The organism is Streptomyces sp. NPDC004838 (assembly GCF_053600955.1).
This window is the reverse complement of sequence record NZ_JBSGAW010000030.1, coordinates 101028-114727: the sequence shown is the minus strand read 5'-3', so window position 1 is coordinate 114727 and position 13700 is coordinate 101028. Positions and strand designations below refer to the sequence as shown.

Below are 13700 nucleotides of genomic sequence, written 5' to 3'. Positions count from 1 at the left end.
GGTGCGGGCGCGGGGGGCCACCGGCGGGGACCCGGCCGCGGTGGTGCTCGGGGGCGGCCACCGGCCGGAGCGACTCGATGCGCGGTTCTCCCCCGGCTTCTCGTCGCACCCCGTGCGCCCACGGCGGAGAACCGCACTCCGAGCCCAGCCCCGACAGCGCTCCAGCGCACGTGGCCGACGCGAGTGCCATCGAGGCGGCAGGCTCCGCCGACCACAGGTGTACGGCCGACCCGGTGCTCCGGGGTACGCGTCCCGCCCCGCTCCCCGCACCCACGCGCCCGCGGACGACCACCCCGCAGACGAGGACCCGACATGCAGCCACCCGCCGGTGACGACGCTCTGGCCCGAGCAACCCTCCTGACGGCCGCCCTCGAGAACCCGAACGCGACGCCTGCCGCCGCCGAGCCGGTGTACGCGATCAGCACGCGCGGTCTGGTCAAGAGCTACCCGGGCACGAACGGCACCGCCATCCATGCCGTGCGCGGCCTGGACCTGGACGTCCTCCAGGGCGAGACCTTCGCCTTCCTCGGCCCCAACGGCGCCGGCAAGTCCACCACCATCGCCCTGCTGTGCGCCCTGGTCCGCCCCACCGCCGGACGGGCCACGGTGGGGGGCGCCGACGTCCTCAGCCAGCCGGAGCAGGTACGACGACGGGTGGGGATGCTCTTCCAGCACAGCGCCCTGGACCCGGACCTGACAGCCGAACAGAACCTGCACATCCACGCGCGCCTCTACGGATTGCGCCGCCGCCACGCCCGCCTGCGCGCCACCGAGACACTGGAGATGGTGGGACTGACCGACCGGCGGCGTTCTCCCGTACGCACTCTGTCGGGCGGCATGCGACGTCGCCTGGAGCTCGCCCGCGGCCTGCTGCACGCGCCCCGGATACTGTTCCTCGACGAGCCGACCACCGGCCTCGACCCCCACGCCCGTGCCCAGATCTGGGGGCACCTGCGCGCGCTGAGAGACCGGCACGGCAGCACACTCTTCGTGACCACCCACTATCTGGAGGAGGCGGAGAACTGCGATCGCCTCGCCATCATCGACTGCGGCCGACTCGTGGCACAGGGCACGCCCCTGGCGCTGAAGGCCGCGATCGGAGACGACCGGGTGGCGCTGCGCACCAGTGACGACGCGACGGCGCGACAGATCGTGCGCCGGCTCGCGCCGTCGAACACCGCCGTCACCGCGGACACCGACGGGGTGTGCCTGCGAACGCCCAACGGCAGTGCCTGGATTCCCCGCCTGTGCGCGGCACTGGGGGCCCATGGCATCGCTGTGCACGCCGCTTCCGCCACCCCGCCGACGCTCGACGACGTCTTCTTCCACCACACAGGCCGCAGCATTCACGCCGCCCGACCCGGCCGGACACCGGCCGGCCCCGTCCCGCCGGGAACCACGGCAGAATCCGAGCAAGGCCGATGACCGCACCCGCCGTCCAGGCTTCAGGCACCTCGGGCACCCCTGGGATCTCCGGCGGCCCGGACCGTGAGCCCCTGGCCCGTCTGCGCCACGAGCTGCGCGCGATCCACGCCCTGGTCCACCGCGATCTGCTGCGCCTGTCCGCCCAGCCCACCCACACCGCCCTGATGCTGATCCAGCCGGTGCTCTACCTCTTCATCCTGGGAGGCGGTCTGGCCGCGCTGATCCCGAACTCCTCACTGGGCGTCGGCTACCAGACCTACCTCTTCCCGGGCATGCTGATGATGACCATCCAGACGCCCGCCATCATGGTCGGCATCCGTCTGATCACCGACCGGCAGAGCGGCTACCTGCGGGAACTGCTGATGGCCCCGGTCCGCAGATCCACCCTGCTCCTGGGAAGCTGCATCGGCGGCACCGTGGTCTCCGCGGTCCAGGGCGCCGTTCTGCTCGGCCTGGCCGGTACGGTCGGCCTGCCGTACGACCCACTCCTCCTGTCGCTGCTCCTCGTCGGCATGATCCTCACCTCCTTCACCATCACGGCCCTGTCCCTGGCACTGGCCGTGACCCTCAACCGGCCCGAGGTGTTCCACACACTGCTCGGCCTGGTGATGATGCCGCTCCTGTTCCTCTCCGGCGGCTTCTTCCCGCTGGAGAACCTCCCCGGCTGGGCCCACGCACTGGCCGCCGCCAATCCGCTCGCCCACGGAGTGGACCTGCTCCGTCGCTGCATCGCGCTACGGGTACCGGACCAGGCGGGCATCGCGGGCATCGAGTGGTTCGGCCGGCAGCCGCCCCCGCTCCTCGAAGGCACCCTCCTCCTGGCCGTCGGCACGATGGCCCTGCTCTGGGCCGCCCACCGCTTCAGCCGCCCGGCGTGACGACCGGGACGCCACTCGGGACGCTCGGCCCGAGCCGCCGCTATGTCGCTCGGGCCGGCCGCGAGGGCCGGTTCGGTGCCGTAGCGGTTGACGGGAACACCGGCGGCGGCATCAGCGGACGACCGCCGCGGCGGGGCGCTATCCGTCGGGGTACATGTCCAGGCGGATCAGGTCCATGTCGTCGAGGAGGGCCTCCGCCGTGCGGCCGCTCGTGTGGGCTTCCTTCTCGATCTCGACCGCCGCCCAGCCCGTCAGGCTCATGATCAGCGCGCGCAGTCCGTCGATGCCGTACACGGCGAGAACCTCGTCGGCGGTGCGGAGCGCCTCCTCCGGGATGCGTTCCTCGGGGTAGAGGCCGACCACTCTGCGGAGCAGGTCGACCGAGATCTGTGTGATGTCCCGGGCGATGGCGCCCAGCCGCCTGTCCTCGGCTTCTTCCACGCGGTGCACTCCCGTCCGGTGACTGCGCCGGGCTCCCTGACTCCCCGTGCCCGACCAGATGAAGAGTGTCCATCCGGGTGCCCGCGCAATCCGGTGGTTTCATACGACAGCGGTCGCGAGCGCCGCCCGCAGCCGCTCATAGCCGGGGACGAGTCGGCGCAGCCCCGCCGCCAGGGCCCGGTCGTCGCCCGCGACCAGGGGGGCCTGGAGGCCGCCGACCCCGCGCGACAGGTCGTCGGCGGCGGTCGCCGCGGTCGGCAGGTCCAGGAGGGCGAGGCAGTCGGCCGCGTCGCCGAGGCGGCGGGCCCCGACCCGTACGGCGAAGGCGGCCAGGTGCGCGCGGACTTCCGGTGCGAGTCCCGACTCCACCTGCCCGGCGAAGCTCTCGAACGCGGCGGCCCCGCCGAGGGTGCCGGGCAGAACGGGCAGGTCCCGGCGTCCGGCCAGCCACTCCACGGCTCCCGGGAGCGAACTCCGCAGCGCCTCCGCGGCCGTGACGTCCCGTTCCCGTACGAAGCCCGCCCGCATCACGAACGGCTCGGGGCTGTAGTCGACCGACTCCGCCCGCCAGGCGTCGAGGAACGCGGGGGCGTCCAGCGTCGCGTACGGATGGCCCTGCGGATCGTGCAGCAGCACGGTGGGGCGGTCCGCGCCCTCGACCGCGAGCGCCACGACGTAGTGGTCGCCGCCGCCGGGCAGCGGAGTGCCCGGCCTGTACAGCAGCAGCCCCAGGTCCACCGGCCCCACCAGGACCGGCCCTTGGGCGCAGGCGGCACGCAGCCGGTCCAGCGCCTCATCCGGGGAGCCGCCCGCCGTACGGGCGCAGCGCAGGCCGAGCCGCCCGACGGCCGCGTCCAGGCCCTGCTCCGGATCCCAGCCGTACGGGTCGAACAGCGGCAGCCCGCCGCCGATGAGCTGGAAGCCGAAGGGCGAGCCCGTCAGCGTCTCGACGACGGCGGGCACAGGCGTGCCGGGGCCGAGCACCATGGCGAGTGAGTTCGCGTAGCAGTACGGGCCCGAACCGGTGTAGGAGATGCGCATACGTGACCTTCCGCGCCGAGAGGCTGAGGGGTGAGGGGACCTGGGCGGTCAGTCCACGCCTTCACACGGCGGGAAGGTCAAGGGGCGGGTCCGCTGTGGTCCCGCCGTGGCTCCACCGAGTCGGGGTTACCTCTCGGAGCGGCTCGGTGGCACCCGTGGCAGACGGCAGTCCCCTCCTCGACCCGGAACCCCTGGAACGCTTCTGGGGGCAGAGGTGTTCTCAGGCAGGCAGAGCGGGATCGTAGGAGAGTCGTCGGAGCGTTCAGCGCAGCCGCTTCTCTCCTTTGCCGTCAGAGCCGGCGTCTACACCAGGTCGGTCGCGAGCATGCCGTGGAGGTCCGCCCCGCGCTCGCCAACGTCTGCGGGGTGCTGCCCTGACCTGGATCTGTACGGGCACGTCATCGCGGTAGCAGTAACAGAGGTACGTCGCCCCTGCGTCATCCGGAGGAGGCGTCTCGGCCCGAAGCGGATTCGGGAGGCAGGCGCCGATCGCCACGATCGCGATCACACCGAGGCTGACGAGCAGTATCACGAGCGCGAGGAGCAATCGGTCGCCGTCGCTCACCATGTGACCGCCTTCGAGGTTTGCGGATTCGCCTTGGGGTCGCGGCGGGCCGCGATTCGGTCATCACAGCGCACCCGTTGCTCATCGGAACCAACAGGCTCGCGGAGGTCCACGACGCCGGGCGGCGGGCTCAGCGCACCCATCGGTCCACCTCGCTCTCGGCGAGGCTGAACCACACGGTCTTGCGGCATCCGGTCTCCCGCACCACGCCCCACCCTTCAGCGAGCGCGGCGATCATCTGAAGCCCCCGACCGCTTTGTCGGGTCATGGAGACTCCAGGCAGCTTCGCAGGGAGCGGCCTTCCCGCCTCGTCGTCCCTCACCAGAACGAGCACCCGAGCCGCAGTGACCGAAACCTCGACGTTGATCACCTGCGTACGCGTATGAACATGGGTGTTGGTCACCGCTTCGGAGGTGCAGAGCTTCGCAGCCTCGACAAGCTGCGGACGCCCCAGCGCCTCCAACACGCAGGCCACCCAGTCCCTGGCCAGCCGAACCGTTCTCGCCTCGTTCGGCCCCTCGAAGCTGTACCGCCCACCCGGCGGCTGCGGCGGATGTGCCGCTAAGCAATTGGACATTCCTGGCTCCCAACCTGGAGGTACACGGCGATCAGGCGCGACAATCCGTGTCTCTGGACACCCGCTGACGCCACTCAACAGGCATGCGGGTGACTGCACTTCGGATCGTGCGACGCGAGGTGAGCCGCTGCCCGGACAGTAGGGCACAACAGTGGGACGTCGCAACAGTGGGACGGCCGTACCATCACCACGAGTGGACCCGCCCCAGGGCGGAACGACACACTCATACTGAGCAGACGAGGGAGAGGCCATGCCGCCACGGAGCCGCCCAACGGCCAGGCAGAAGCGTTTGGGCGCCGAACTGCGCAAGCTTCGCGAACGCGCCGGCATGAGCGGAGCAACCGCAGGGGCATTCCTTGGCGGGGAACGGGCCCAGATCAGCCATATCGAGTCGGCACGCTATGGAGTGAGCGCGGAACGCGTCCGACGCCTCGCGTCGCACTACTCGGCCACTGACAAACACCTCGTGGACGCACTCGCGGACATGGCAGAAGAACGCGGTAAAGGGTGGTGGGACGAGTACCGCGGTGTCCTTTCTCCTGGGTTCCTGGATGTGGCGGAGCTTGAGTTCCACGCCGCGCACCTGAGCGTGATTCAGATGCTCCACGTCCCCGGCCAGTTCCAGACCGAGGAGTACGCGCGAGCACTCATTCGCGGCGGAGTCTCAGAAGTCACCGCCCACGACCTCGACATGCGGGTGGAACACCGGATGAGGCGACGAGCGATCTTCGATCGTCCGAACCCCACTCCGTTCGAGACATTCATTCATGAGGCCGCTCTCCGAATGCGTTACTGCGACGTGCGGACGATGAAAGCGCAGCTCAAATTCCTTCACGAGGTCTCGGAGTGGCCCAGCGTCACGATCCGCGTCCTCCCCTTCGACACTCAGATCACCGGTTCGGTTCACTCCATGCTCTACGCGGGAGCCGCCATCCCGGCGCTCGACACTGTCCAGATCGACAGCGCATTCGACAGCGGGTTCCTGGACGCAGAAGCCCAACTTGCCCGGTATCGAAACCTGCTCAAATCCATCGAATCGATCGCGCTCGATACCGAGGAATCAAGAAAATTCCTTCACCGCATCTCTCAGGAAATGTGAGATCAGACGTATGGCCGAGAGAATCAACTGGCAGAAGTCTTCGTTCTCGGGGGCAGATGACAATCAGTCCTGCCTCGAAGTGGCGCCGTACGCCGGCGCGATCAAGATACGTGAGAGCGACGACCCCGACGTCATAGTGACCACAAGCGTCGAGAAGCTCGGCGCATTCATCAAGGGCGTCAAGAACGGAGAGTTCGACCACCTGATCTGACGACGACGGAAAGTGGGTCACGCCGCTGAGGGACAAACCGACTACACGTCAGGTCAGATACGGCTCCGGTCCGAGCTTCGGAAGCTCGGGGGCTGCCGCCTCGGTCGGCCAATTCCCGGCAACTCATCCGCCACATCGTCCGAGAATTGTGAGAGGCCCAGGAATGAGCGCAGCCATAGAGTGGCAGAAGTCGTCGTTCTCCGGTGGCAACGGGGAGAACTGCATCGAGGTAGGGGCACAAGCCCAGTCCATTGTGATATGCGAGAGTGACGACCCGAGAGTGGTCCTCACTACCAGCCCGGCCAAGCTCTCCGCCTTCATCCAAGGCGTCAAAGCAGGAGAGTTCGATCACTTCGTTGCTCAACACACCTGAGTGGCACTCGTTTAGCATCCGGCCATCCGCGCCCGCAAGCCACCAACGTCCTTCAGAAGCGGTGGGCCGTGGTCGGGCGCGGACCGCTCGAGCGGAGGGAGAATAGTCGCCTGCGCTCAGCTGGAACACCTTCTCGCCATGAGCGAGCGCGATCACATCACGATCCAGGTGATCCCCTGCCATCGCGCAACAACTATGAGAGGCCGGACAATGACGGAAAACCCGTAGCAGGAGTCCTCCTTCTGCCAGGCAGGAAATTCCTGCGTCGGAATCCTCCGGGATGGTGACACAGTCAAAATACGGGAGAGCGCGCAACCCGACGAGACCATAACGACGACACCCGAGAAGTTGAGGGATTTCATCCTCGGAGTCAAGAACGGCGATTTTGATCACCTGGCTTACTGAGGCTCCCTCTTCGCGAAACCTCGCTGATGCACCGCAGAAGCGGCATACCTGGATCCAGGCCCGCACCAAAACCCTTGTCTGAGAACAGAGTTACCCGACCATCTCAGATTTCCACGTCGGGCGGGATACTGCCGAAACTCCGGTGAGGGGCGCTTGGCGGCGGGCTCTCGGTACGGGAACAGGAAAGCCACCAGGGACCGTTCGAGACCCCGAACACGGGTGAGCGGGTGCTCATGGCTGGCTGCCGTGAGCACCCGCTCAGTGGGTTACCCGCTCAGGGGTCGTGCCGCGTCAGTGGCTACGCCGCTGGCGCTTGCTCAGGCCGAACACGAGGCCGCCCACGAGCAGGAGGCCCGCGGCGATCGAGGCCACGACGATCGCGGTCGTGCCGGTCTTGGAGAGCACGCCGGTGGGTGCCGGCTTGGGGGTTCCCGGCTTGTCCGTGTGGACCGGGGTGGTGGGGGTGTCGGACGTGACCTTGACCGTGGCGGTGGCCTCGGGAGAGGTGATGTCGCTGCCGCCCGACTTGCCCGTGGCGGTCGCGGTGTTGACGACCTTCCCGCGTGCGGCCTCCTCGGAGGTGATGATGTGCGGCTTGGCGCTGCACTTCATCGTCTGGCCCGGGTCCAGGCTGGTCTTCGGGCAGGTCACCGCACCGGCGGTGGGGTCGACCACCTTGATGCCGGTGATGGTCAGCGGTCCCTCATTGGCGACCGTGAACTTCCAGTCGATACGGTCGCCCGCGTCGGTCCGGCCGTTCTTGTTGACGTCCGTGACCTCGGCGGCCTTGGTGAGACCGATCTTGCCCTTGCCGTCGGAAGGCACGGTCACGGTGGACGGCGGGGAGACCGGCGGCTTGCCGTTCGGCGGGGTGCCGGTGCCGGTCGCGGTGTTCTTGATCGAACCCTTGTCGACGTCGGCCTGCGTCACCTTGTAGGTGGCGGTGCAGGTCACCGAAGCGCCGGGAGCCATGGACTTGGCACCGGCCGGGCAGGTCACCGGGCTGAGCTTGCCGCTGCCGGTGAACTCACCCTCATCGACCGTCACATCCTTCAGCGTGACGTTACCGGTGTTGGTGACCAGGAAGCTGTACCCGATCTCCTCACCCACGACCAGCTTGCCGGGCTTCTCCGCCTTCGCGGTCTTGACCACGGTCAGCGCGGGCTGCGGCGTCTCCGGGACCGTCACGGTGGACGGCGGGGAGACCGGCGGCTCACCCTCGGGCGGGGTACCCGTGCTCGTGGCGGTGTTCTTGATCGAACCCGCGTCGACATCCGCCTGCGTCACCTTGTACGTAGCCGTACAGGTCACCGACGCACCCGGAGCCATCGCCGCCGCACCGGCCGGACAGGCAACCGGGCTGAGCTTGCCGGAGCCGGTGAACTCCTCCTCGTCGACCGTCACATCCTTCAACGTGACGTTACCGGTGTTGGTGACCAGGAACTCGTACCCGATCTCCTCACCCACGACCAGCTTGTCGGTGGACGCCGACTTGACCACGGTCAGCGCGGGCTCCGGCGTCCCCGGAAGCTCCGCCTCGCTCGGAGGCGACACCGGCGGCTCACCACGAGGCGGAGTGCCGGTGCTGGTGGCCGTGTTCTCGATCGAACCCGCGTCCACATCGGCCTGCGTCACCTTGTACGTAGCCGTACAGGTCACCGAAGCACCAGGGGCCATCGAAGCGGCACCGGCCGGGCAAGTCACCGGGCTGAGCGCACCGCTGCCGGTGAACTCACCCTCGTCGACCTTCACGTCCTTCAGCGTGACGTTACCGGTGTTGGTGACCACGAACTCGTACGTGACCTCCTCACCCGCGACCAGCTTGTTGTCCTGGCTGCTGGTGGCGGACTTGACGACGGAGATGCCGGGCTCGTCGTCGCCGGTCACCGTCGTCTCGGACGGAGGCGACACCGGCGGCTCACCACGGGGCGGGGTACCGGTGCTGGTGGCCGTGTTCTTCACCGAACCCGCGTCCACATCGGCCTGCGTCACCTTGTACGTAGCCGTACAGGTCACCGAAGCACCCGGAGCCATGGACTTGGCACCGGCCGGGCAGGTCACCGGGCTCAGCTTGCCGGAGCCGGTGAACTCACCCTCATCGACCTTCACATCCTTCAACGTGACGTTACCGGTGTTGGTGACCACGAACTCGTACGTGATCTCCTCACCCGCGACCAGCTTGTCGGTGGACGAGGACTTCTCCACCTTCAGACCGGGCTTGTCGTCCGTGTTCACCGTGGTCTCCCCCGGAGGCGAGACCGGCGGCGGACCGGACGGAGGAGTACCCGTGCTGGTCGCGGTGTTCTTGATCGAACCCGCGTCGACATCGGCCTGCGTCACCGTGTACGTGGCGGTGCAGGTGACCGAAGCACCCGGGAGCATGGAGGCGGCACCAGCCGGGCAGGTCACCGGGCTCAGCTCACCGCTGCCGGTGAACTCACCCTCATCGACCTTCACATCCTTCAGCGTGACATTGCCGGTGTTGGTGACCACGAAGTTGTACGTGATCTCCTCACCGGCGACCAGCTTTCCGGTGGAGGCGGTCTTGGCAATGGTCAGCGCCGGGTCCGGCGTGGACGGGACCGTCACCTCGGACGGCGGCGACACCGGCGGCGGACCGGACGGAGGAGTACCCGTAGAGGTCGCCGAGTTGGTGATCTCACCCGCGTCCACATCGGCCTGCGTCACCGTGTACGTGGCCGTGCAGGTCACCGAAGCACCCGGAGCCATCGAAGCGGCACCAGCCGGGCAGGTCACCGGGCTCAGCTCACCGCTGCCGGTGAAGTCGACCTCGTCGACCTTCACGTCCTTCAGCGTGACGTTACCGGTGTTGGTGACCACGAAGTTGTACGTGATCTCCTCACCGAGGACCAGTTCGTCCGACTCGCTGGTGGTCGCGGACTTGACGACCTTCAGCGCGGGCTCCGATGTCCCCGGGACCTCCGCCTCGCTCGGCGGGGAGACCGGGGGCTCGCCCCGCGGCGGGGTACCGGTGCTGGTGGCGGTGTTCTTGATCGAACCCGCGTCGACATCGGCCTGCGTCACCGTGTAGGTGGCGGTGCAGGTGACCGAAGCGCCCGGTGCCATCGAAGCAGCACCAGCCGGACAGGCCACCGGGCCCATCTCACCGCTGCCGGTGAACTCACCCTCGTCGACCTTCACATCCTTCAACGTCACATTGCCCGTGTTGGTGACCAGGAAGCTGTAGTCGATCTCCTCACCGACGACCAGCTTGTCCTTCTCGCTGCTGGTGGCGGACTTGACGACGGAGATGCCGGGCTCGTCGTCGCCGGTCACCGTCGTCTCGGACGGAGGCGAAACCGGCGGCTCACCCCGAGGCGGGGTACCGGTGGCGGTGGCGGTGTTCTTGACCGAACCCTTGTCGACATCGGCCTGGGTGACCGTGTACGTGGCCGTGCAGGTGATCGAAGCACCCGGAGCGAGGGAGGCGGCACCGGCCGGGCAGACCGCCGGGCCGAGGTCGCCGCTGCCGGTGAACTCACCCTCGTCGACCTTCACATCCTTCAGCGTGACGTTACCGGTGTTGGTGACCACGAACTCGTACGTGATCTCCTCACCCGCGACCAGCTTGTCGGTGGACGAGGACTTCTCCACCTTCAGACCGGGCTTGTCGTCCGTGTTCACCGTGGTCTCCGCCGGAGGCGAGACCGGCGGCGGACCGGACGGAGGAGTACCCGTGCTGGTGGCGGTGTTCTTCACCGAGCCCGCGTCGACATCGGCCTGCGTCACCGTGTACGTGGCAGTGCAGGTGACCGAAGCACCCGGGAGCATGGAGGCAGCACCGGCCGGACACGTCACCGGGCTCAGCTCACCGCTGCCGGTGAACTCACCCTCGTCGACCTTCACATCGGTCAGCGTGACATTGCCGGTGTTGGTGACCACGAAGTTGTACGTGATCTCCTCACCGGCGACCAGCTTGCCCTTGGAGGCGGTCTTGGTCAGGGATACCGCCGGGTCCGGCGTGGACGGGACCGTCACCTCGGACGGCGGCGACACCGGCGGCGGACCGGACGGAGGAGTACCCGTGGACGTCGCCGAGTTTGTGATCTCACCCGCGTCCACATCGGCCTGCGTCACCGTGTACGTGGCCGTACAGGTCACCGAAGCACCCGGAGCCAGAGAAGCGGCACCGGCCGGGCAGGTCACCGGGCTGAGGGTGCCGCTACCGGTGAAGTCGACCTCGTCGACCTTCACATCCTTCAACGTGACGTTGCCGGTGTTGGTGACCACGAAGCTGTACGTGATCTCCTCACCGAGGACCAGCTCGTCCGGCGAGCTGGTGCTCGCGGACTTGACGACCTTCAGGTCGGAGTCGGAGGTGACGCCGACCGTCGCCGTGTCCGGCTCCGAGACCATCGGATCGGTCTCACCGGGCGGGGTACCGTGCGCGGTCGCGGTGTTCTCGATGGAACCCGCGTCCAGGTCGGCCTGCGTCACCGTGTAGGAGGCGGTGCAGGTCAGCGACTTTCCCGGGGCCAGCGGACCGGCCGGGCACTCGACGGTCGGGGACGGGCTGCCCGAGAAGTCGGTCTCGGTGACACCCGGATCCGCCAGCGCGACATTGCCCGTGTTGGTCAGCACATACGAGTACGTCACCTGCTCACCGACAGCGCTCACCGTGGTCGGATCGGCCGTCTTCTCCAGGGTCAGGCCCGGCTCCTCGGCGCAGATCTCCGCCTCGGACTGGTTGTTCTCCGAAACGGGATCCTGCTCGTTGGCGAGGACCGAGGCGGCGTTGGTGACACACCCCGTCATCGTGGCCGGGCTGTTCGCCGTGATGGTGATCGTGTTCTCGGCACCCGCCAGCGTACGACCGCCGACACAGGTCACCGTGTTGCCCGACACCGTACAACCCGGTGTCGAGCTGGCCACATCGGTCAGCGGTGCCGGAACGGTGTCCTTCACCGTGTAACCACTGGAGTTACCCGGACCGTTGTTCTTCACCGTCAGCGTGTACGTCACCGGCGAACCCGGCTTGATCGACCCGGGCGCGTTCTTCACGATCGACAGATCGGTCGGCAGACCGGGTGAGGACGCGCCGTCGTTGTTGCTGCTCGACGGGCCGGGCGACGTCGAGACCACCGTGAACGTCGGGTTCGCGGACCCGGGATTGGTGATCTTCACCTGGGTCACCAGACCCGTGACGTTGTTGGAGAGGCCGATGTTGCCGTTGCCGAACGTCCATGCCCCACCGTATCCATGAGTGAGCGTCAGGAACGGAACGGGAAAGAAGGTGACCGGTTTGACCGGGGCGGGGTTGAGGAAGTCGACACGTACGATCTGTCCGTTGTCGGTGGCGCCCCAGAAGTACCCGTCCGCATAGGCGATGTCGCCCGTGTTGGGGGGGACGGACAGGGTGATCGGCGTGGACTGGCCTGTGGCGACGTTGACCCGATAGGCCGCGGTGTAAGGCGTGTTGCCGACGTAGAGGTATCCGTCAGGTCCGAAGGCGGCCAGGTTCCCCCCATTCGGCACGGTCAGAGTGCCCACACGAGAGATGACCCCGCCCTGTCCGATCCGGATCAACGACCCCGTCGGGAAGGAGGCATTCCCGACGGCGACGACCCCGTACAGGTAGTTGTCCGCCGTGTTGTAACTGATGCCGTTGTAGGTGATGGGGGACGCTGCCCCCTCCGGCTGGAAGGTGACGGCACCGGAGGCACCCGTGATCGCCTTGTAGAGACGGGTCGGAGTGCCCTGTGCGACGAAGACATACGGGTCGGCGGCGTCGAACGCGTCACCGGGCGCCGCGTACGACTGCGGCGCGGTGACGATCGGGGTCACGAAGGCGCCGGTCACGACCAGCAAGGCCGTGAACAGCAAGCTGATGAGCGAGCGGCCCGGCCGCCCTCTCTGCCGCCGGGTGCGGCGAACCATCCTGGTCATTCAGTACCTTCCGGATTCTGCTGCGGTACACCGCGATCGGGTACCGGGTCCCGTGGGGCCCTCTTCTGACATGGCGTCCGGCCGTTGCCTCCCCAGGCCGTGCAGAGGTCTCCGGCGGACCGGGACTTCATAGACAGAACGACCTGCGAGAACGCAGTACTGTTCGACATCCGCCCGGATCACGGCGGCGCGGCACGAACGGGCGTCGGCCGCACCGGTCCGGGCTCCTCAGCCCCGTGGACCGAGTCGACACCTGCGGAACGGAACGCGGCCGAGTGCGGCGGAAGACCCGCGCACGGCTCACTCACAGCGGTTCGCGACCGCCGCCCCCACCAGCCCACCCGCGTTCTCCCCTCCAGCCGTGGCCCGGCACGCGCCCGCACAAGCCCCACACACGCGCACCATGACCAGCTAAAGAACACCTGATCCTGAAAGGTGAGTAAAGCATCTATAAGCGACAATTCCGGGCATATAAGTAACTTCGGTGCACGGTGTCATCAGACGGAGGACCGAGCGGGAGAGCCGGCGCCCAGCTCGCTGACCTGCACTCGACGCTGGTCGGCAGGGAGTTCACGGAGGGCGGGAAGGCGATGGCGGCTCGGGCGTTTCCCGGCATGGGAGATCGGCAGGCCGCGTGTCGCGGGCACAGAGGACGAAGCCGCGCATCGGGTACGGGTGGAGGCGGCGCGGCCACCGCGTGCCGGGCGCGCGCGGTGGCCGGCGACGTGTCGTCACTTCACTTTGGTGAGCCCAGGGGGGAGCCGCCGGCTCGACGCCT

Annotated in this window: 10 protein-coding genes and 1 pseudogene; 7 read left to right on the top strand and 4 right to left on the bottom strand. The window is 67.9% G+C overall.

All coding sequences use genetic code 11. From position 1 onward, the window contains the following. Window positions 1–312: 312 nt before the first annotated feature. Both ACWEFL_RS29130 and ACWEFL_RS29125 read left to right on the top strand, forming a co-directional pair. On the top strand, window positions 313–1425 hold the full coding sequence (locus ACWEFL_RS29130; RefSeq protein ID WP_451717991.1) for an ATP-binding cassette domain-containing protein: 1113 nt from the start codon (window positions 313–315) through the stop codon (window positions 1423–1425). Next, window positions 1422–2303, top strand: coding sequence for an ABC transporter permease (locus ACWEFL_RS29125; protein ID WP_451717989.1), 882 nt, complete (start codon window positions 1422–1424; stop codon window positions 2301–2303). The genes ACWEFL_RS29130 and ACWEFL_RS29125 overlap by 4 nt, the downstream gene beginning before the upstream one ends. Before the next feature lie 138 nt (window positions 2304–2441). Here the strand turns inward: ACWEFL_RS29125 and ACWEFL_RS29120 are convergent, their stop codons facing one another. The 3 genes from ACWEFL_RS29120 to ACWEFL_RS29110 all read right to left on the bottom strand — a co-directional run bounded on the left by ACWEFL_RS29120 (window position 2442) and on the right by ACWEFL_RS29110 (window position 4927). Continuing rightward, entirely contained in the window at window positions 2442–2744 is a 303-nt protein-coding gene (locus ACWEFL_RS29120; RefSeq protein ID WP_451717987.1) for a hypothetical protein, read from the bottom strand. 99 nt (window positions 2745–2843) lie between these two features. Continuing rightward, the gene (locus tag ACWEFL_RS29115) at window positions 2844–3785 is read right to left on the bottom strand and encodes a hypothetical protein (RefSeq protein WP_451717984.1); all 942 of its coding nucleotides are present in this window, start codon (window positions 3783–3785) and stop codon (window positions 2844–2846) included. A gap of 695 nt (window positions 3786–4480) precedes the next feature. Next, window positions 4481–4927, bottom strand: coding sequence for an ATP-binding protein (locus ACWEFL_RS29110; RefSeq protein WP_451717981.1), 447 nt, complete (start codon window positions 4925–4927; stop codon window positions 4481–4483). Between the two features lie 289 nt (window positions 4928–5216). Between ACWEFL_RS29110 and ACWEFL_RS29105 the strand changes: the two genes are divergently transcribed. The 5 genes and pseudogenes from ACWEFL_RS29105 to ACWEFL_RS29085 all read left to right on the top strand — a co-directional run. Next, the gene (locus tag ACWEFL_RS29105) at window positions 5217–6026 is read left to right on the top strand and encodes a helix-turn-helix domain-containing protein (RefSeq protein ID WP_451717978.1); all 810 of its coding nucleotides are present in this window, start codon (window positions 5217–5219) and stop codon (window positions 6024–6026) included. 10 nt (window positions 6027–6036) lie between these two features. Then, window positions 6037–6237 carry a DUF397 domain-containing protein gene (locus tag ACWEFL_RS29100; protein WP_451717975.1) on the top strand — a complete coding sequence of 67 codons (201 nt, stop codon included), beginning with the start codon at window positions 6037–6039 and terminating at the stop codon, window positions 6235–6237. A gap of 163 nt (window positions 6238–6400) precedes the next feature. After that, complete coding sequence (locus ACWEFL_RS29095; RefSeq protein ID WP_451717973.1) at window positions 6401–6610, top strand: DUF397 domain-containing protein; 210 nt, start codon at window positions 6401–6403, stop codon at window positions 6608–6610. Window positions 6611–6634: 24 nt separating this feature from the next. Continuing rightward, a complete protein-coding gene (locus ACWEFL_RS29090; RefSeq protein WP_451718017.1) occupies window positions 6635–6838 on the top strand; it encodes a Scr1 family TA system antitoxin-like transcriptional regulator in 204 nt (67 codons plus the stop codon). A gap of 15 nt (window positions 6839–6853) precedes the next feature. Next, window positions 6854–7015: pseudogene (locus tag ACWEFL_RS29085) on the top strand (DUF397 domain-containing protein); the annotation flags it as partial. A gap of 291 nt (window positions 7016–7306) precedes the next feature. On the opposite strand, the gene ACWEFL_RS29080 reads toward ACWEFL_RS29085, so the two are convergent. Further along, the gene (locus ACWEFL_RS29080) at window positions 7307–12922 is read right to left on the bottom strand and encodes a DUF7507 domain-containing protein (protein ID WP_451717970.1); all 5616 of its coding nucleotides are present in this window, start codon (window positions 12920–12922) and stop codon (window positions 7307–7309) included. Window positions 12923–13700: the final 778 nt, after the last annotated feature.